The sequence below is a fragment of the Gordonia sp. HS-NH1 genome (assembly GCF_001418765.1).
In the GTDB taxonomy this organism is placed as follows: Bacteria; Actinomycetota; Actinomycetes; order Mycobacteriales; family Mycobacteriaceae; genus Gordonia.
Genome location: NZ_LIYC01000024.1, coordinates 1 through 18,038, shown reverse-complemented (window position 1 = coordinate 18,038; position 18,038 = coordinate 1). Strand labels below are relative to the sequence as shown.

Annotated in this window: 20 protein-coding genes; 8 read left to right on the top strand and 12 right to left on the bottom strand. The window is 67.0% G+C overall.

Translation table 11 applies throughout. The features are described from left to right. Positions 1–37 precede the first annotated feature (37 nt). Genes AMD30_RS16035 through AMD30_RS16010 form a run of 6 tightly spaced genes read right to left on the bottom strand, consistent with a single transcriptional unit; the run spans position 38 to position 5,520 of the window. Positions 38–1,039 carry a heme-dependent oxidative N-demethylase family protein gene (locus AMD30_RS16035; RefSeq protein WP_084817295.1) on the bottom strand — a complete coding sequence of 334 codons (1,002 nt, stop codon included), beginning with the start codon at positions 1,037–1,039 and terminating at the stop codon, positions 38–40. Continuing rightward, a complete protein-coding gene (locus AMD30_RS16030) occupies positions 1,036–2,034 on the bottom strand; it encodes a PDR/VanB family oxidoreductase (RefSeq protein WP_055476311.1) in 999 nt (332 codons plus the stop codon). Before AMD30_RS16030 ends, AMD30_RS16035 begins: the two co-directional genes overlap by 4 nt. Next, the gene (locus tag AMD30_RS16025; RefSeq protein WP_044508279.1) at positions 2,031–3,524 is read right to left on the bottom strand and encodes a heme-dependent oxidative N-demethylase family protein; all 1,494 of its coding nucleotides are present in this window, start codon (positions 3,522–3,524) and stop codon (positions 2,031–2,033) included. The genes AMD30_RS16030 and AMD30_RS16025 overlap by 4 nt, the downstream gene beginning before the upstream one ends. Positions 3,525–3,559: 35 nt before the next feature. Then, on the bottom strand, positions 3,560–4,561 hold the full coding sequence (locus AMD30_RS16020; RefSeq protein ID WP_055476310.1) for a PDR/VanB family oxidoreductase: 1,002 nt from the start codon (positions 4,559–4,561) through the stop codon (positions 3,560–3,562). Then, positions 4,558–5,127: a dimethylamine monooxygenase subunit DmmA family protein gene (locus tag AMD30_RS16015; RefSeq protein WP_055476309.1), complete on the bottom strand. Its 570-nt coding sequence runs from the start codon at positions 5,125–5,127 to the stop codon at positions 4,558–4,560. The genes AMD30_RS16020 and AMD30_RS16015 overlap by 4 nt, the downstream gene beginning before the upstream one ends. 9 nt (positions 5,128–5,136) lie before the next feature. Further along, the gene (locus AMD30_RS16010) at positions 5,137–5,520 is read right to left on the bottom strand and encodes a cupin domain-containing protein (RefSeq protein ID WP_055476308.1); all 384 of its coding nucleotides are present in this window, start codon (positions 5,518–5,520) and stop codon (positions 5,137–5,139) included. A 485-nt stretch (positions 5,521–6,005) separates the two neighbouring features. Here AMD30_RS16010 and AMD30_RS16005 point away from each other — a divergent pair, with 485 nt between their 5' ends. Together AMD30_RS16005 and AMD30_RS16000 are read left to right on the top strand one after the other, a co-directional pair. Continuing rightward, positions 6,006–6,398, top strand: a complete 393-nt coding sequence (locus tag AMD30_RS16005) for a WhiB family transcriptional regulator (RefSeq protein WP_231632750.1) — start codon at positions 6,006–6,008, stop codon at positions 6,396–6,398. A 126-nt stretch (positions 6,399–6,524) separates the two neighbouring features. Then, on the top strand, positions 6,525–6,875 hold the full coding sequence (locus AMD30_RS16000) for a hypothetical protein (RefSeq protein WP_010843848.1): 351 nt from the start codon (positions 6,525–6,527) through the stop codon (positions 6,873–6,875). A gap of 25 nt (positions 6,876–6,900) precedes the next feature. Here the strand turns inward: AMD30_RS16000 and AMD30_RS15995 are convergent, their stop codons facing one another. Further along, a complete protein-coding gene (locus tag AMD30_RS15995; RefSeq protein ID WP_055476307.1) occupies positions 6,901–8,376 on the bottom strand; it encodes an MDR family MFS transporter in 1,476 nt (491 codons plus the stop codon). A 121-nt stretch (positions 8,377–8,497) separates the two neighbouring features. Between AMD30_RS15995 and AMD30_RS15990 the strand changes: the two genes are divergently transcribed. Beyond that, on the top strand, positions 8,498–9,109 hold the full coding sequence (locus tag AMD30_RS15990; protein ID WP_055476306.1) for a TetR family transcriptional regulator: 612 nt from the start codon (positions 8,498–8,500) through the stop codon (positions 9,107–9,109). A gap of 18 nt (positions 9,110–9,127) precedes the next feature. Here AMD30_RS15990 and ggh read toward each other — a convergent pair whose 3' ends face one another. Next, positions 9,128–10,468, bottom strand: a complete 1,341-nt coding sequence (gene ggh, locus AMD30_RS15985) for a glucosylglycerate hydrolase (RefSeq protein ID WP_010843846.1) — start codon at positions 10,466–10,468, stop codon at positions 9,128–9,130. A gap of 85 nt (positions 10,469–10,553) precedes the next feature. Here ggh and AMD30_RS15980 point away from each other — a divergent pair, with 85 nt between their 5' ends. Next, positions 10,554–11,234: an SDR family oxidoreductase gene (locus tag AMD30_RS15980; RefSeq protein ID WP_055476305.1), complete on the top strand. Its 681-nt coding sequence runs from the start codon at positions 10,554–10,556 to the stop codon at positions 11,232–11,234. A 30-nt stretch (positions 11,235–11,264) separates the two neighbouring features. Here AMD30_RS15980 and AMD30_RS15975 read toward each other — a convergent pair whose 3' ends face one another. Continuing rightward, positions 11,265–12,653 (bottom strand): DUF1254 domain-containing protein, encoded by a 1,389-nt coding sequence (locus AMD30_RS15975; RefSeq protein ID WP_055476340.1) that lies wholly within the window; start codon positions 12,651–12,653, stop codon positions 11,265–11,267. Between the two features lie 237 nt (positions 12,654–12,890). Here AMD30_RS15975 and AMD30_RS15970 point away from each other — a divergent pair, with 237 nt between their 5' ends. Further along, the gene (locus tag AMD30_RS15970; RefSeq protein ID WP_231632749.1) at positions 12,891–13,682 is read left to right on the top strand and encodes a hypothetical protein; all 792 of its coding nucleotides are present in this window, start codon (positions 12,891–12,893) and stop codon (positions 13,680–13,682) included. Between the two features lie 111 nt (positions 13,683–13,793). Here the strand turns inward: AMD30_RS15970 and AMD30_RS15965 are convergent, their stop codons facing one another. Then, positions 13,794–14,246: a PLDc N-terminal domain-containing protein gene (locus tag AMD30_RS15965; protein WP_231632748.1), complete on the bottom strand. Its 453-nt coding sequence runs from the start codon at positions 14,244–14,246 to the stop codon at positions 13,794–13,796. Positions 14,247–14,453: 207 nt separating this feature from the next. On the opposite strand from AMD30_RS15965, the gene AMD30_RS25060 reads away from it, so the two are divergent. Next, the gene (locus AMD30_RS25060; RefSeq protein ID WP_156354298.1) at positions 14,454–14,711 is read left to right on the top strand and encodes a hypothetical protein; all 258 of its coding nucleotides are present in this window, start codon (positions 14,454–14,456) and stop codon (positions 14,709–14,711) included. Positions 14,712–14,886: 175 nt separating this feature from the next. Here the strand turns inward: AMD30_RS25060 and AMD30_RS15960 are convergent, their stop codons facing one another. Continuing rightward, complete coding sequence (locus AMD30_RS15960) at positions 14,887–15,492, bottom strand: NUDIX domain-containing protein (RefSeq protein WP_197282796.1); 606 nt, start codon at positions 15,490–15,492, stop codon at positions 14,887–14,889. A gap of 284 nt (positions 15,493–15,776) precedes the next feature. Continuing rightward, a complete protein-coding gene (locus tag AMD30_RS15955) occupies positions 15,777–16,127 on the bottom strand; it encodes a MerR family transcriptional regulator (RefSeq protein WP_055476303.1) in 351 nt (116 codons plus the stop codon). A 118-nt stretch (positions 16,128–16,245) separates the two neighbouring features. Between AMD30_RS15955 and AMD30_RS15950 the strand changes: the two genes are divergently transcribed. Beyond that, positions 16,246–17,034, top strand: coding sequence for an alpha/beta fold hydrolase (locus tag AMD30_RS15950; protein WP_055476302.1), 789 nt, complete (start codon positions 16,246–16,248; stop codon positions 17,032–17,034). After that, positions 17,031–18,038, top strand: a 1,008-nt coding sequence (locus AMD30_RS15945; RefSeq protein ID WP_055476301.1) for an MFS transporter, incomplete at its 3' end; no start/stop codon positions are given. The genes AMD30_RS15950 and AMD30_RS15945, both read left to right, overlap by 4 nt.

Genomic DNA, 18,038 nt, shown 5'->3' with positions numbered 1-18,038 from the left:
GAGAAGTCGAGGTGTTCGGGACCTGAGCTCACGGGCATCATTGACCGCGTAGATATGCGACGACGCTGTCGCGGTAGTCGAGGAATCCCTTGTAGGCGGCGATGTCCTCGCCGAGCGTCTCGATGACGGTCGCCAGCTGACCGGCCCACTCGGGTATTCGCTTCACGTCCTCGAGCGAGGCCATGAATGTCCGAATATTGAACGTCACCGCACCCGACATCGGCAACCGGACGAAGTGTTCGAGCTCGATTCGCAGTCGTGCGCGGGCGAAATCGCCGTCGGCGACCATGCCCGGGACGTCGGCTGCCCACTCCGGCAGTTCCTCGAGGCTGACATCGAGCTTGTGCGAGTCCGATGCCGACAGCGTCCAGTTCACCCGGCGATACACCTGATCGGCGGGTAGCCTGCGCAGGAACTGCTCGGCGCGGGCGACGATGCCTTCGCGGAGCATGCGGGGAACGGGCGCGTGGATCTGGTACATGTCCATGCCGACGTCGAACGACACCGACCAGGCGGCGGCGAACGTGACCACGCCTGCATCGAAGTACAGGTGTCCGTCGCGTTCGGTGACGAGGAGCAGGTCGTCGGGTACCTCCCGCGCCAGGAACTCCATCGGTCCGCACGGGAGAGTGGCCGCGTCGCCGAGGACGAACTCCTGGTCCGTGCCGAGAAGCCGGTTGCGCCAATGCAATCGGCCGTCGCCGTGCTCAGTCAAGGTCATATCGTCGGGATAGGCGTGGCCGAGATCGCGGAGGTAGTACAGCAGCAGGTCCCAGCACGCGAGTTCCATACCGGGGAGCACCCGCACCCGTGTCGGGTCGGCGTCGAGGATGCGACGCCGCTCGGCCATGATCTCCGGATACTCCGCACCGCCCAGATCGACCAGATGCCTGCCCCATTCGCCCGCACGCGTCGCGTGGGGGATGCGCGCCGGCTCGACGTTCACGCTGTAGGAGAACTCTTCCAGGTCGTCCGGGAAGGGCCAGGGCAGGTTCGCCAGGTGGTCCACCTTCCGGGTCGGAAACGAATCGATGCTCACAGGTCCACCTCGATGTCCTGGCCGCGCGACACACAGCACAACATGGCGTCGCCCATGGCCTTCTCGTCGTCGGTCAGTACGAAGTCGCGGTGCTCGATCCGGCCGCGTCGGACGGGGATTCGGCATTCGCCGCACACGCCCTGACGGCACCGGTTGGGCACCGGGACCCCGCTGTCGAGCAGCCGCTGCAACAGTGACACACCCGCGGGTACGTCGACACGGGCGCCGGAGGACGCGACGGTCACCGTGAACGGATCGCCGGGGTCCTGTTCCGGCGCCGTGAAGCGCTCGAGATGGACCCGCGCGCTCGGCCACCCGGCGGCCTCCGCGAGCTGTGTGTAGGTCTCGAGCAGCGACGTGGGACCGCAGGCGTAGGCGTGCGTGCCGAGCGGCTGGGCACGCAACCGGTCGGCGATGACCTCCACAGTGGCCGCGGCACCGGACACCTCGTGCAGGGTCACGGTGGGTTGCGCCGCGAGTGCACGCAGGTCGTCGATGTGGGCACCGCACCCCCGACGATAGGAGTACACGATGTCCGCCCGACGTCCGTCACGAGCGAGCGCACGGGCGTGGGACAACACCGGGGTCACCCCTATCCCGCCCGCCACCAGCAGCGCACCGTGCTGGTCGAGGACCGGCGGGAACATCGAACGCGGGCCCTCGATCTCGACGACGGCGTCCTCGACGAGGTTGTCGTGCAACCAGTCCGAGCCGCCGCCGGCACCGCGTCGCATCACCGAGATGCCGTAGCTCGTCGGGTACATCCCGTCGTCGACGAGCGAGTACGCATTCCGTTGCCCGCCGGCGGAGACGATCAGATGACTGCCCGGCTGGTACGAGGTGAGGAACGGCGCCGCGTCGTCGGCCGGCCCGAACCGGAAGTGTGTCACCTCGTCGGTGAGCCGTCGTACCGCGAGGACCCGCATCGGTCGCGGACCCGTCACATAGGCGGGATGGAGGTGGGCCGGGTACTCCCCCACGACGACCGCGGTCATGCGTCGTCTCCCACGGCGGAACCGAGGAAGCCACCGATCACGGGCGAATGATGTTCGTGCACCTCGAGATCCCGAGCACAACCGGGACACGCGACGGTACCGCCGACGACCGCGTCGACACGGAAGGTGTCGCGACAGTGCGCGCAGTAGAGCGGCAGGTCGCGCGTGTGGGTGACGTACGACGACAACTCCGCCGCCACCGCGCCGGCGGCACGCGCCATCGCCAGCGCGGTCAGCACCTCGTACTGCCCACCGGTCACCAGGATCCGGGTGCCGGTGCGGCACTCGTCCAGGGCCGAGCGCAGAGCGGAACGGTCGTGCGACCCGACGAGCGTGTCCAGGACCAGCAACCGCGTCTGGCCGGCCGCCTCGGCCGCTCCGACCCAGTTCCGGGACACGTGCGCGACTTCGGCGTCGTCCCCGATCGCCACGATGAGAAAGGCCGAGCCGGTGGTGTCGACGGCCGGCGGCGAGGCGGGCCAGCGTGGCATGCCGGGTCCGGGTGTCGCGGTCGGCGCGGGTGCGGCGGCACGAAGCCACTGTGCCGCACGATCGCGGAACTTGATGATGCCCTTGTAATCGGCCATGTCGCCGGGCAATTCGGCCAGCACCTCGGCGGATCGTCGACGCCACGCCTCGACGGTCGCGAGTTGTTCGAGCGACAGCATGTAGGTCCGGATCAGGAACATCACCGCACCCGAATCGGGGAGCCGGATGAGATGTTGCACCTCGACGCGGAGATGCACTCGCCTGCCGAACTCGTCGTCGGGCACCTGCTGGATCGTCTCCCGGTCGGGTCCCCACTCGTGATAGATCTCGGTCGAGACGTCGAGTCGGCGGTCGATCGTCAGGGTCCAGTTGGTCCGTCGGTAGGGCTCATGGGGTTGGAGACGTTTGAGGAATTCGTGCGCGCGCGTGATGACGCCCTCCTGGCGTACGCGCGGCACCGGCCCGTGGATCTCGAGAAAGCTCATCCCGACGTCGAATCCGAAGCTCCAGTCGGCGGCGAAGGTGACGACCCCGGCGTCGACGAAGAGCTGATCGTTGCGCTGGTCGAGGAGTGCGATGTCCTCCTGGACCTGAGAGGTGATGTACCGCAACGGCTCCTCGGGGAGAGTCGCGGGGTCGCCGTAGCGGAAGTGCTGCTCGATCCCCAGGATGTCGTTGCACCACGACCAGGTGTCGGCTCCGGTCGACCGCAGCCGCATCTGGTCGGGGTAGGTCGCGTCGAGCTCGCGCATCATGGTCAACATCGCATCCCACGCAGCCGGGACCATGTGCGGCAACACCGCGTGGCGGGTGGGGTCGGTGGCGAGGATCATCGCACGCCGGTCGAGCTCGGCGCGGTACTCCGAATCGACGTCGACGACTGCAGCACCCCACCGGCCCGCGGCGGTGGTCACCGGCACCTGGGCCGGCTCGACGTTCGTGCTGTACCGATAGCGGTCTTCGGGGAACGGGAACGGGAAACCGGCGACGAGGTCCGGCATCGTGCCGGCTCCGGTCGGCGGGTCGAACAGGGTCGTCACAGCGGAACCTCCAGTGTGGTTGCGGCGGCCGCGCGTGAGACGCACGGCATGATGGCGTTGCCCGCGTCCTTCTCCTCGGTGCTCAGGTAGAGGTCACGGTGGATCGGGGCGCCACCGACAACGGGTATGCGGCACTGCCCGCACACCCCCTGCCGGCAGAGGTTCGGCACGGCAACGCCGTCGCTCTCGAGGGCATCCAGCATGCTGGTCCCCGACGGCACGTCGACCGTTCGGCCCGAGGCCGTCAGCGCCACGCGGAACGGGTCGCCGTCGTCGAGGGCGCCGACACCGAACCGCTCGAAATGCACTCGCGAGCCGGGCCAGCCGGCATCCGTGGCGGCGGCGAGCACCGCGTCGATCATCGCGGACGGTCCGCAGACGTACAGGTGCGTCCCGATCGGTTGCCGCCGAAGTGCGTGTGACAGGCGGTCGGTGAAAGAGACACTGTCGGTGAACAATTCGGCACGCGACCCGGCGAGTGCGGTGACCTCGTCGAGATGCGCCGCCGCCGACTCGCGAAAGACGTAGAGAAGCTGGACATCACGATGCCAACGGGCCGCCGCGCGGAGGTGTGACACCATCGGCGTGATCCCGATCCCACCGGCGATCAGGAGGTGTTTGCGCGCCCGGGCGATCGGTGCGAACGCGCTGCGCGGCAGCCCCACCGGCACGACCGCGCCGACGTCGAGTTCGTCGTGAAGCCATCGTGATCCGCCGTTCCCGTCGTGGAGGCGGAGCACCGAGATCGAGTACTCCGACGGATGTGTGCCGTCACCGGTGAGGCTGTAGGCGTTGGTGGCGGCGCCCGCGTGCACGACCAGGTGGCTGCCCGGGACGTAGCCGGGCAGCGGCCGTCCGCCCGGGTCGGCGAAGGTGATCGTGCGGATGTCTCGCGACGGCGCGCTGACGGCGGTCACGACGAGGTCCATCGTCGTCGCGGCGGATGCCCGGCGCGGGACGGACTCGGTCATGCTCATCTCGGCGACTCCGGTGTTCATGAGACGGGTTCCTCGACTGATTCGGTGTCCGGACAGGCCGGCTGGGCGGTCTCGGCGTCGACCATGAACCCCAGATAATGTCCGGTTCGACGCGAGACGTGGTGGTACACGAGCAGGTCACGCCGGCATCCGGCGCACGGGACGACGTCGTCGACAGACGCGGTCGCGCGGGTGACCGATCGGCAGTGCGCGCAGAAGACCTCCACGACGACCTCCGGCGCAGAAGTCACCGGTACGACCGAGATCTCGTCGTCCTCGAGTCCGGCGCCGAGCGCGACCGCCCGCAGGGTCAGCGCCGATCCCGCATCCGCGGCTATCCACACCCGCACGCCGACAACGGCTTCGGCCAAGGTGCCGGCGAGCTGGGCAGCAGCGGAGTCGGCGTCGGCGTGGATACGCGTGGTGGCACGCGGAGGCAGCGCTGATTCCCAGCGTGCGAGGGTCTCGACGACGTCCCCGACACCGACCAGCACGTAGGAGCTGCCGGTCGGCGCGGGCGTCGTTTCCTCGCTCGGATCACCGGGGCGTGCCCATGTCGGCACGCTGGAGAAGGCGATCTGCGACATGGCCGCGGCTCAGAGGAGCGTGGCGTCGCGCAGCCCGGTGTAGAAGGCGAGCGCGTAGCCGGGGGTGCTGAAGTAGATCTTCGAGCCCTTCGGGAAGAAGATCGCGTCCTTGGCCTTGGCCACCGTCTTCTGCCCGGTCTCCTTGTTCTCGAGGAGGAACTCGCCTTCGAGGACCACCTTCATCTCGTCGTACTCGTATTCGTAGTACAGCGGTTCGTCGGTGTGGCGCAGCTCGAAATAGCCGCTGCACATGGGACTTCCGTCCGGGTTCTCGTAGACGTCGCCGATGAAGCCCTGGGTGCCCGGGTACTCGGCCTCGGGCATCTTCGGCAGATCCTCATATCCGCCGCTCGTCACGCGGAACTCCAACGCCTTGGCACTCTCGATGGTCACGTTGCTCCTCCATATGTTTCACGGGGCGTACTCGCGGAAGGTGATACGTCGATGACGTCGACGTACCACCCGCGACGCGGTCGACTCCCCTCAGTGGACTTTGTCCCCTGTTATGAAACAAGCGTCGTGTTTCGGAAGTGTGACGACTCTGTAATGGCGTGCTACGCGACTCGCCCACCCCCCGAGCGACGGCACTCGCGCACGATCATGTCCGGCCGCCGCGCCCCGGCGAGCGCTGTCCGTTTCGGACCCCAGCGCCCCGGGTACCGCGGTCGGCAAGCCGGTTCAGCCCCTCGCGAGCGATCCGGCCCAGGTGCCCGGTTGAGAACCCAGCCGGGCACCGCCCCGGCGTCCCGTTCTCTCCGAACCTGCGACCGTCTCGTTCGGTCCCGCTTTTCGCCCAGCGCGGCAACGTATCCCGCGACCTTGTTGCGTCTGCGACCAGACTCTGACAACATACGTTCTCAGTTTGATCGGAGGGCTCTGTGGGACATCGTCGTCAGTGGGTGACGGTTGCCGTCGCGGCCGGAGAAGCGGACGCGACAACTCGTGCGAGTGACGTCGTCGACCGCGGTGGGTTGTCTGACGTGCGTCCCACCTGTACCTCGAACCCGGACGCGTGGTTCCCGGAACAGGCCGCCGGACCCCGGAGCCTGGCGAACCGTCACGCCCTCGACGGGTGCGTCCGCTGCCCGATCCGTTCCAGCTGCGCCCGACTCGCCCTCGACGATCCGACCCATCTGACCGGGATCTGGGCGGGTGTCTACGTTCCCCCGCCGGGGAACCAGCACCGGGCGCGCACCCATGCGCTGAACCGTCTGCACTCCATCGGCTTTCCGCAGACGCACCCGCACGAGGACCGCCGGACCACAGCGTGACGCGGGACAGGTGATCGACGCCCCACGCTCGCCGACCGCGGGAGTCGCGATTACCTGAGAGGTAGTGGCTTTCACGACGCCCCGCGCCGAATCTGGGATCAGGACGATTCCCGGAGGAGGTGTCCGATGACCGCCGCACCGACCATTGCGAGCACACCGACCATCGCGAGCACGAGGCCGCCCACGCTCGTCGCACCCACGACCTCGAGCCCACGCTGGCTGACTGCGGTGATGCGGTGCGACCGGGCCCTGTCGTCCTGGTTCATCGGAGCAGGGTTCTTCTTCGCGCCGATCCTGTTGATTCTCGACCCGTGGCCGGTCGCCGTAGCCATCGCCTGGGTGGCGATCTCGGTGTCCGGGTTGTGGCTCGGCCTGCTCGGCGTGTTCATGGCCGCCGGTCTCGCCCAGGTGCTGCGCGCGGGCGACGAGATACCCGACGAGTTCTGGTCCGGTCTGCTGGACTACCGAACCCGGTGAACGGGCGGACCCGTGAGCCGGAACGCTAGGCCGGCTCGGGTACTCCGACCTTCGGCGCACCGGTTCGGCCTCGGACGAGCGCGGCCGCCGCGATGAGCACGAGCGACAGGCAGGCCGCGACGACAAACGCGAGATGAATGCCGTCGGCACCCGCCTGCAGCGGGTCCACCCCGTCGTCGACGGCCGACTGCGTACCCCGCGACATCAGCGTGATGAACAAGGCGGTCCCGGCCGCCCCGGCGACCTGCTGAACCGTGCTGACCGTCGCGCTCCCGTGTGAGTACAGTTCCGGGCTCAGCGATCCCAGCGCCGAGGTCATCAGCGGGGTCAGACCGAAAGCGATTCCGGCACTGAGGATCACGTGGGCCGCGATCACCATGCCCAACGACGATCCGGCGTCGAGCGTGGTGAGCAACCACGTGCCCGCGCTGACGGCCACCGTGCCGGGCAGAACCAGCGGTCGCGCGCCGACCTTGTCGAACAGCGCTCCCACGAACGGTGCGAGCAAACCCATCACGAGACCGCCGGGCAACAACACGAGGCCGGTGGTCAGGACGTCCTTGCCCATCACATTCTGTAGATACAGAGGCAGCAGGATGAGAGCGCCGAAGAGGGTCAGCATGAAGCCGGCCATCAGCACGACGGCCAGGCGGAACGGCGCGATCGCGAAGGTCCGAAGATCGAGCAGCGCCAGGCCGCGGTCGGCGAGCTTGAGCTGTCGCACGACGAACAGGGCCAGCGCGACGGCGCCGACGAGCAGCGGCATCCACGCCGGGATCGGGGCGTGACCGCCCGCCGATTCTCCGATGGTGCTCAGGCCGTAGACGACTCCGCCGAAGCCCAGTGCCGACAGCGGGACCGAGATGATGTCGAGCTGTGCGGGCCGCCGCTCGGTGACATTGCGGACGAACACCCCGCCGAGGATCAGCGCGCCGATCGCGATGGGCAGCACGATCCAGAACATGGCCCGCCAGCTGAGGGACTGCAGGATCAGACCGGACACCGTCGGTCCGACGGCCGGTGCGACGGCGATGACGATGGAGACCAGTCCCATCGTCCGGCCGCGGTTCTGCTCCGGGACGACGTTGAGGATCGTCGTCATGAGCAGCGGAACCATCAACGCGGTGCCGGATGCCTGGACCACGCGCGCGATGATCAGCAGCTCGAATCCCGGCGCGAGGGCGGCGACGAGGGTGCCGACGGTGAACAGGGTCATCGCCGCGATGTAGATCGACCGGAGGGTGAACCTCTGCATCAGATACCCGGTGATCGGGATGACGATCGCCATGGTCAGCAGGAAGCCGCTGGTGAGCCACTGCGCGGTGGCGGCGGTGATGTCGAGGTCGGTCATCAGGGTGGGCAACGCGACGCTGAGGATCGTCTCGTTGAGGATCACCACGAAGGCTGCGACGAGCAGCACACCGATGAGCAGCACGGCGCTGCGATCCGTGCCGGTGTCGGTTCGATTGTCGGTGCCCTGCAGGGCGGCGTTCTCGGTCACTGTCGTTCTTCCATCACGTCGGTCGTCCGGTCGATCACACGACGAAGCTACCGGATCATGGCAGTGTCTGCCAAAGTGGCAGAAAATGACACCTCGGCGAGGTGCGCGCTAGGCTCGACGCATGCCAGATTCCTCCGAGACCGGTGGGTTGCGCGCCCGCCGGCGGGATGCGACCCGCATGGAGATCCATGAGGCCGCGGTGGACTTGTTCGAGCGCAACGGTTTCGACGAGACGACGGTCGACGAGATCGCCGCCGCCGCAGGGGTCTCGCCGCGGACCTTCTTCCGCTACTTCCCGACCAAGGAAGAGTGCGTGCTCTTCGACCGCTTCGGCTTCGAGCAGGCACTGGACGCGCGTCTGGCCGACATCGATCCCGACAGTCTGGCGCTCGCCGACATCGAGAGCGTCTATCGGGCGCGCCTGGAGGGGTTCGACGACCGCAGCGACGACGTGTCGGCACACTTCCTTCGAGTGCAGAAGCTGGTGCTGGCGACCCCGACCCTGAGCCGCGCGGCACTCGGCCGACACGCCGACACCTGTCGGCGACGACCCGAGTCGCTCGGCGATCGCAGCTCGGCGCGGACCAAGAGTCAGATCCGGATGATCCTCGAGATCGCCAACCTCGAGGTCCAGTGCGCGTTCGAGGAGTGGGTCGAGTTGAACGAAACCGGCCAGGGCCCCGCACTGCTGGACGTCTACGACGATGTCTGTCGTCGTATCCGGGAGTTGTAGGCCGTACGTCCTGGAAGCTCAGTCAAGCCAATCCAGTACAGATGCCGCGGTCCAGCTCTGCTGCATACTGCCGAGCGGCTCACCGGTGAACGGCTCGTAGTACTCCGCGAACGAACCGTCGGTGGCTTGACGGAGTCCCTCCTCGCGCAGACGTGCGGACCGCTCGGTCCAGCCGCGGCGGGCGAAGGCCCAACTGAAGAGCCAGGTCATCACCGGCCAGACCGGACCGCGCCAGTACTCGCGGGGGCGGAAGTCCGCCGAGATCGGTGACGTCGACGGCGGGACCGCGTAGCGCAGGTCCGGGTGGCCGCAATACCGCGGACCGTCGAAGAGGCGCAGCAGTGCGCGTTCGCGTTCCCGGGAGAGGCCGCCGCACAGCAGCGGCGCGAACACCGCGATCGTCTCGGTGTTGATCCACGAGTTGGCCCGCAGGTCGAAATCCCTTGCGGCGCCGTTGCGGTCGTTGGCGGCAGAGACAACACCGGCCCGGAAGCGGTCGGCCCACGCGCGGAGGTCCCGCACATCCGACCGCGGCTTGGAGTAGTCCTCGCCGATCGTCGCGAGCACGTCGCAGGCGACGGCGAAGATCGCGCTGACGAAGACGTCCTCGACGGCGAAGCTCATCGCCTTCGGGAGCAGCTCGTCGTCGTAGTTCGCGCGCTTCATCTGCTCGACGAGCCAGATGTAGCGGTCGTATTCGAGGTCGGTGGGACGCATCGAGAAGTCGTCGACATGGTCGAGGTCGGCGCGTTGGTACGGCGGAAGGTCTTCCCCAGGAACGACATTGGCGTATGCCGAATCCCAGCGGGGGGAATTGTCCATACCCGATTCCCAGCCGTGGAAGATCGTGATCCGGCCGCGCCCGTTGGGATCTCGTGCGTGCGCGAGCCAGCGGTGCCATCGGACGAGGGAACTCCAGCGCCGGTCGATGAACTCGTTGGCGACGGCACGCGTGGTGCGACCGTGGCGCCGGGAGTGATCGAGGATCCGCTGTACCGCTATCGCGTGTACCGGTGGCTGGGTGATGCCGGAGGTGTCGGGGAAATCCGGCGCGCACTCGGCCAGCCGGGCGCACTCCCAGCGACCCGGCCCGGGGAAGTAACCGTCGCGACCGTTCGCGAACACGATGTGCGGGATCATGCCGTTGCGCCACTGCGCCGACAGCAGGGTGTCCATCTCGATGACAGCCCGCTCCACCGACAACGGTGCGAGGCCGACCGTCACGAACGCCGCATCCCAGCTCCACATGTGCGGATACAACTTCGGTGCAGCGCTTGTCATCGTGCCCAGGTCATTGCCTCGGAGCAGGTACGCGGCACGTGCCGACAACTGCGTTGGGGTGAATCCGTACCTGGCCACGTCGACGATTGTGCCCCGCCCCGTCGGCCTCTGCTCATCGAGCCCGACGGGGCTCCCGGTCACCGAACCCCCGTAGGGTCGGGGTGTGCCCACCGCGTTGATCACCGGGGCGAGCCGTGGCCTCGGAGCCGAGATCGCCCGCCAGCTCGCACCGACCCACGACCTCCTGCTGGGCGGTCGCCCCTCCCCCGAACTCGATCGACTGGCCACCGAACTCGACGGCGCGAGCACCTTCGCCGTCGACCTCACCGAATACGACGAGGTCGAGGCCGCCGTGGAGGCCATCAGCGAACTCGACGTGCTCGTCCACAACGCCGGGGTGGCCAGTAGCCTCGAGCCGGTCGCGGAGACCCCGGTCGAGGAATGGCACCACATCCTCGAGGTGAACCTCGTCGCCGTCGCCGAACTCACGCGGCTGCTCCTGCCCGCCCTGCGGGCGGCCGGCGGCCACGTGGTGTTCATCAACTCGGGTGCGGGACGCCGGGTGAACGCCGGATGGACACCGTATGCCGCGAGCAAGTTCGGGGTCCGCGCTCTCGCCGACGGTTTACGCGCCGAGGAACCGGCCCTCCGGGTGACGTCCGTCTTCCCCGGGCGGATCGACACGGACATGCAGCGCGACATCGTCGCCATCGAAGGAAACGAGTACGACGGGTCGAAGTTCTTGCGGCCCGCGACCGTCGCCCGTGCGGTCGTACAGGCCGTCCACACCCCGGCCGACGCCCATCCGGAGGAGATCGTGCTGAGGCCCACGGGTCGGGGCTGACCCGCCCGAACCGGCTTCGCCCGACCCGGTCTAGGACGACCGGACGATGTCACCCAGTTTCCAGCTCCGGTCGAAGTAGCTCTCCAGCGGACCGTACAGACGGAAGTACGAGAACCAGTGCTGACCGGGGACGGTCTGTATCCAGTTGTTCTCCCGGCCGGCCGGTGCGTGCGGCCCGAAAAAGAGGTCCACGGAGCCGTCGTCGTTGTAGTCGAGATCGGCGTCTCGCGATCCGCGGTCGCCGCGCTGCTGCTCGTTGTCGACGAGACATCGCGTGTCGGCGTCGTACACCGTTGCCGACCAGAACAGTTTCGCCGGCGGGTCTGCGGGGACGCGCAGGGTGTAGTCCTGTCCGCCGTCGAGCCATTGGTCGTCACTGTCGGTGTAGCAACTCAGATACGCCTGCCCGAGCCCCGGGGTCGTACTCTTCATCGCTGCGGAGAAGCTCACCGCCTCGTAGAACCACGCGGCTCTCTCGAGGAGCTGATCGTGGAATCGGGCACGTTGACTCGACTGGTCCAGTGCCAGCACGAGGTCCCAGTGCCGGTCCGGCCAGTACGTCGAACCCGGGAACCGCTTGGCGAACGTATTCGCCTGAGCCATCAGTTCCCCGGCGGCAGCAGCGGTCTCGAGGATCGACGTCACCCGGGAGTCGGGCTCGAACGGTTTGCCTTTCTCGATGCCCAGCGCGGCGAGCATGGCCATGTAGAACCGGTCGCGCTCGTCGACGACTTCGCGCTGATAGATGTCGTGCAACCGGACCCAGTAGTCGAGTCCCCGGGGTTGATCCCCCGACCAAGGCCGTCCCTCGGGGGACACCACCCTCGTCGCCGGCGGAGCGGCCCGCTCGGCGAACGGGTAGATCCGGACCTGCTCGACGAGGTGCTGGGCTCGCGCTGGGTCCGGGTCGAGGGTGCGAAAACCGAACATGATGTTCATCCCGCTGGCGTGCTGGACGTAGAAACCGTCAGCCGAATCGGGCACAGACCCGCCCGGAGGGATGACGAGGTGCTTGCCCCCCATCCCGCCATCGGGCCCCATCTCCCCCATGACCCCGATCTCTCGCTGCCAGAAGTCCGACAGGCCACCCGCGGTCGGTCCGGGCGGGAGCTCGATCACCAGCGGACCGGTCTCACCCAGGTCGAAGAAATTCAGGATGTACGGGGTGGTGGCGTTGGCCGTGATCAGACCGAGCCGATCCCGGTAAGTCACATAGTGGACGATGTCGGATTCCGTGGCGCCGAACACCTCCCGGTGGACCTTCTGCCACTGCGCATAGGACACCAACGGCAGCGCCCAGAGGTAGACCTGACAAGCCATCTGATAGTCGAGTTCGTCGAACACGACGGGTAGGTCGTCCCGGTGCGGGAGTTCGCCGTCGCGGCGGACCTGCCCCAATCGACCCGGTAATGCACTCACAGGAACCTCCGGACTTCGGCACGCGCGATCGACGTGGATTGCCAGAATGCCGGCACGGCCGACCATGCCAGTGTGCATCAGCACGGCGCGCGACACGGCCTTTGCAGTAGTCGGCGCGGCGGCCGGCGAGCCAGGTTCCGAAGCTGGACGACGCTGGGGAATGGAACGTACAGTTCGTGCTCGGGTGCACCGGGACCCGTCGCCTTCGTGCTGCGGACCGCCTACCTCCCGGTGAACATGGTGATCACACCCCCGCCGTCGCTGACGGTTCGGATTGCGTTGTTCGAGTACGGATGCTGCCGCACACCGCCTGCGGTCGGCGAGACCGTCACGGGCACACTCTTCGCCCATCCCACCGCGTCTGACCGGTCGCCGGTACGCGTGACCGGCTGGGACCGCGATCGCGACCTGGTCACTGTCGATGGAGGGGTCGCGCGGTGGGAACCCACCCGCGGCAACCCCTTCGACCAAACCGTCGGCATCTGGCTGTCCTGGCACTCCGACGGCCTACCCGGCGTCGAGGCCACCGCAACCATCACCCGCGTCGGCCAGATCTACCTCGGCACGACTGCCGACCCAGGCGGCGAGACCGTCCGGCCGGCGGAGCGCGTCGAGAGGTTTCCCGAACCCCTGATCACCCCGGCCGGCGCGTTCGAACCCGGCGGCGCCGTCGTGACACTCACCGACCTCGTGCTCGTCGAACCCACCCCACAGCAGATCACCGACTACCGGGCAGAACTGGAAATCGCCAGGCGAACACTCCACATCACCGCACCACCGACGTATTTCGGGCCCACCGTTGCTCACCGCGGGGACCGGATCGCCGTCGACCTCGACAATCCCGCGGCCCAGATCAGAAACCGGCCTCCCGACATCGGCGGACTCGTCACCGGCGTCATACGCCAGATCGACGAAGCTGTCCCCGGCCCGGCCGGAATCATCGCCTACCGGCGCGCACCAGCCGGCACCCCCACGTCGGACATCACCAACGACATGTTCGTCGTCCTGGTCCTCGACGAGCGATCATGACCCAGCGGCAACATCCCCAGCGAGGACGCAGTCCATTTCGAGTGCTCGAAGTTGCTGTTGCAGAGATGAACTGGAATCTGAGTGAGGTCGGCCCGGGTGTTGCGGCCGGGGTCAGGCGACGTCGCCGTCCTGCCGGCGGCGTCGGCGTTCGAGTTCACCTCGTCGGCGCTGCTCCTCAGCGCGTGCGCGGACCTGTCGCAGGAACTCCGCATCGGCGGCCGGGTCCTGCGGCACATACCTGCCCGGCCGGTCATACTCCGGGAACTCCGACACCACCGCACGCGACGGCCGACGCTCACCCGGGCCACGTCGCGCTCGGCGCCGACGGCGAGCACGAGGACGGCCGAAGATCAGCCACACCACCGTCCCGACGATCGGCACCGCGATGATCATCAACAACCATCCCCACCGCGGGAACAACCGAACGCCGGTGTCGTCGCGGCACAACACATCGATCAGCCCGACCACCCACGCCAACAGGACCAGACCAACAATCACCGAGGAGTAGGGCAGCGCCGGACTACCGATCAGCATCAGATCCCACAACACCGCGTACACACCCACTTCACCCGAACCGACACCAACCTCCGCGCATGCTTTCACACCCGGTTCGAAACGGATATACACAGTTTCGAGGACAACTCGCCGGGCCCGGGCCCGGGAGTTCCCGTTTCTGTGAAAGCCCGCAACTAAACCCAATATCGGGTCTGAATTGCTATAGTTAGCTCTGCAAAGCATCGTGTTGACTGCGCAGCTATTCGGGGAGCAGCAATGGCAACAAATGAAACGCCGAGCGAGGAAACGGCCGCGCATTCTCAGGGCGGTGTCGCACGTCCCGGCTGGAGCCTGGGGACGCGAGCAACGATTGTTCTGGCCGCAGTCACAGTCGTGCTGTTTGTCCTACATGTTCTTGTGTCGGCTCCTGCCTGGCTCGTGTGGATAGCCGGCGGGTTCACGCTGGCTGCGTTCGTCGTGGCGTTGATCCGACGAGCGCAACGCTCCGCCGAGCTTGAGCAAGACCTCTACTGAGCACCGCCTCGCCGCGGGCGGGCATGTAGTGGCGGACGTTCCTGGATTCTGCGTACTTTCGTCGCTGGTGGCGAACTATTCTGCCGTGCAGTGCGATTCGCCGAATCCACTTACTATCAAACAGACCTCGCGCGCGGCCGTCATCGGGTTACGCTGTCCGAGTAGTGCTTACGCATCATCTGGGTGAGCCCGTGTCGTACAGGGACTCCAGTTTGGTGAGCATTCTGTGCATGTGTGGATCGAACCGGCCAGGGTCATCCGCCCTGATTTCCGCTGCTGACCACCAGCGCACCGATCGGTACTCGTCATAGTCGACCGTCAGCATTGTGTGCTCGGGCAGTTCAAGCAGATACCAGAGACTAACGTCGTTGTGGACGTTCGCCGAGCCGACAGTGTCAGTGATCGTCACAAACAGAGGATGAGGCCCGGTCGACGGGTTGAAGTTCGCTGACACCCCGAGCTCCTCGAGGCACTCACGCTCGACTGTTGCTGCCGGATGCTCACCTGGCTCCACATGTCCCCCCGACGGAAGCCACTTGCCGGCTTTGATGTGGTCACCCAGCAGGAATGATCGACTACCGGGATCGGTGATCAGGAAGTACGCGACCAGATGGCGGACAGGTGCGACAGGATCGGCCGTCCGACGAAACACATCCGACGTCGACGTCAACCACCGCAAAACCTCGACTCGATGCGCTGTCTCGAGCTCGTCGATCGGCATCAACGCCCGCACCTCGTCCGAGATCGCAGCGACAATGCCGGCGTGGTCCTGGATGGGCATGGCAGCAACTTTAGGAGGCTCGGACGCTCACGCCGGAGTCACCACTCGCCCTCAGCGGGTAGCACGAGGCACCGAACGGACAAATTGGCGGTTCTCGTTGGTTGAACTCTGTTGTCCGCCAACTGTTTTACGGAGCTTCTGACATGATCCACCGATCACGCGTCGAGCCCTGAGGGCGCGCCAGATCGGCCTACTCGGGTCGCGCGGGATGACGACGACAACGCTGAACTGCGACTGGGTCCGTTGTGTCGTCATGCCGGTGGCGTGTTCGGCCAACGAGAGTGTTATTTCGCGAGACGCTGTTCGGTGATCATCGACGTGACGAGGTCGCGCTTGCGGGTGAGGTCGGCCATCGCATTGTCGATGTCGAGGAGTTCATCTCGGATCAGTGCTGCCACCTTGGGGCACATTTCCACCTGATCGCCGTTCACACACGGCAGCACGTGACGAATCGTATCGATGGAGAAACCAGCCGCGAGCAGCCGTTTGATGCGGCCGACCTGTTCTACCGTTCCCTCGCCGAAGTCGCGGTACCCGTTGCTGTTCCGGGCTGTGGCGAGCAATCCGTGGGCGTCGTAGTGTCGCAGCGACCGCGCGGACACACCTGTCAGCCGCTGCACCTCACCGATTCTCATGGCCTCGCCTCCTGGTACGAACTTGCCCGCCCACCGTGTGACCCTGCGCACGCCGCAGCGGTTGGTGCCGATTCACCCTTGACCCTCACATTGGGGTCAGAGTTTAGCGTCGATCGACATGAGCCACTCGACAGCGCGCACCGAACCCGACACCGTCGCCACGGGCGTCGGGCCGCCCCTCGTGCTGGCACACGGTGCGGGTGGTTCGATCAGCCTGAATTTCGGTCATGTGATCGATGCGATGTCGTCTCACAGGCGCATGGTGGGCGTGAACTACCCCGGTTCAGGGACCACACCGCGGGCGTCAGACCCCCTCGACCTCGGCGATCTCGCCGACTCCCTGGTTGCCGCAGCGGTCGCCGACGGCCACGAACGTTTCCCGGTAGTCGGGCTCTCTCTGGGATGTGCCGTCGCCCTCACCGCAGCGCATCGGCACCCAGAGCGGGTATCCGGACTCGTCCTGACCGTCGGATTCGCCCGCGCTGACGCGCAGATTCGGTTGGTGGTCGACTTGTGGCGATCGCTCGCTGCGACAGATCCGCTGATGCTGGCGAGACTCCTGGTGATGCTCTCTGCGCCCACCGTCCTCGCCGGATTGACCCTCGACGCGCTGGAGCACGCAGTCCAGGACACCGCTGCGACACTTCCCGCGGGAGGACCCGATCAGGCCCTGCTCGCGGTGTCTCTCGACGTAACCGCCGCCGCGGCCGGAATCAGCGTTCCGGCAACGGTGATAGTGGCGGGGCAGGATCGCATCGTGCTCCCCACCACCACTCGCGCGTTGGCGCACACGATCCCCGGCGCAAATATGATCGAGTATCCCGGCGCCGGTCACATTTTCACACCCGATGAAACCGCGGTGTGGATCACGGACATCAATGACTTTCTAGACACACACCGTCTATGACCGGCGCGCGTTCGGATCCGGCCGTCGTTGCAGGCTGGACCAGGGCCTCCGCCACCTTGGCCGGTGCGCTGTTTGTCTACATGACAGCCGAGATGTTCCCGGTGGGCGTGGTGCCCGAGCTCGCTGTGGCGCTGGGCTGCTCCCAAGCGGCCGCGGGCACCCTGCTCGCGGTGTACGCGATAGCGGCCGGCGCCGCGATCATTCCGGTGGTCTTACTGACGCGCCACCGAGATCGCCGCCAGCTCATCGTCGTCTCGCTGCTCGTCTTGGCCGCATCCCAGGTGGCCTTCGCGCTCGCCGACAATTTGTGGTGGGCCTATACCGCTCGCGTGGTCGCCGCCATTCCCCACGGCTTGTTGTGGTCAACAGTCCCCACAGTCGCCGCGTCGATGAACGTGGGAGCACCGGGCCGGGCGACAGCAAGGGTTTTCGTCGGCGGGGCGTTGGGCCTTGTCATCGGGGCCCCGGCCGTCACCGCAGCAACCGGCGTGATCGGATGGCGCGCGACCGCAGTGTCGGTGGGTTTTGTCGCGGCCCTGCTCGCCGTCGCCGCCCGGGTGACCCTCACGTCCGGGGGCGCCGCCACGCACGCCGATTCACCCCGACCGAGCCGCGTACGCCGCCTCCCGACCGTCCCGGCGCAGGTATGGGGCATCAGCGCCGCCACGGTGGCCGTGGTCACGGCCTGCTACATCCCCTACACCTACCTCTCGGTTCTGGCCGCCGACGTCGAAATCCGGTCCACGTCCTTGTCCCTACTGCAAATCGGCTACGGGGCCGCCGGTCTGATCTCGATATCGCTGGTCGGTCGCTTCCTCGACGACCGATTGCGAACTGTCCTGGCAATCATTCTCGCCGGCCTGGCAGCCGCGCTCGCCGTGATCGCCGCCGGCGGCGGGCCGTGGTTGTTCACAACGGCTGTGCTGGTCTGGGGCGCGGCATTCGCCTGCGCGGCACCGGCCCTACAAAGCGCGGTACTCGCTGTGTCCATGGCCATGAGAAAG

Excerpts from the sequence above, each read along its gene's own strand:
- AMD30_RS25060 (WP_156354298.1), top strand. The coding sequence starts at position 14,454 with ATGGCAACAAATGAAACGCCGAGCGAGGAAACGGCCGCGCATTCTCAG.
- AMD30_RS16025 (WP_044508279.1), bottom strand. The coding sequence starts at position 3,524 with ATGCCGGACCTCGTCGCCGGTTTCCCGTTCCCGTTCCCCGAAGACCGC.
- AMD30_RS15950 (WP_055476302.1), top strand. The coding sequence starts at position 16,246 with ATGAGCCACTCGACAGCGCGCACCGAACCCGACACCGTCGCCACGGGC.
- AMD30_RS15960 (WP_197282796.1), bottom strand. The coding sequence starts at position 15,492 with ATGCCCATCCAGGACCACGCCGGCATTGTCGCTGCGATCTCGGACGAG.
- AMD30_RS16015 (WP_055476309.1), bottom strand. The coding sequence starts at position 5,127 with ATGTCGCAGATCGCCTTCTCCAGCGTGCCGACATGGGCACGCCCCGGT.
- AMD30_RS15955 (WP_055476303.1), bottom strand. The coding sequence starts at position 16,127 with ATGAGAATCGGTGAGGTGCAGCGGCTGACAGGTGTGTCCGCGCGGTCG.
- AMD30_RS15970 (WP_231632749.1), top strand. The coding sequence starts at position 12,891 with ATGGTGATCACACCCCCGCCGTCGCTGACGGTTCGGATTGCGTTGTTC.
- AMD30_RS16020 (WP_055476310.1), bottom strand. The coding sequence starts at position 4,561 with ATGAACACCGGAGTCGCCGAGATGAGCATGACCGAGTCCGTCCCGCGC.
- AMD30_RS16000 (WP_010843848.1), top strand. The coding sequence starts at position 6,525 with ATGACCGCCGCACCGACCATTGCGAGCACACCGACCATCGCGAGCACG.
- AMD30_RS15990 (WP_055476306.1), top strand. The coding sequence starts at position 8,498 with ATGCCAGATTCCTCCGAGACCGGTGGGTTGCGCGCCCGCCGGCGGGAT.
- AMD30_RS16030 (WP_055476311.1), bottom strand. The coding sequence starts at position 2,034 with ATGACCGCGGTCGTCGTGGGGGAGTACCCGGCCCACCTCCATCCCGCC.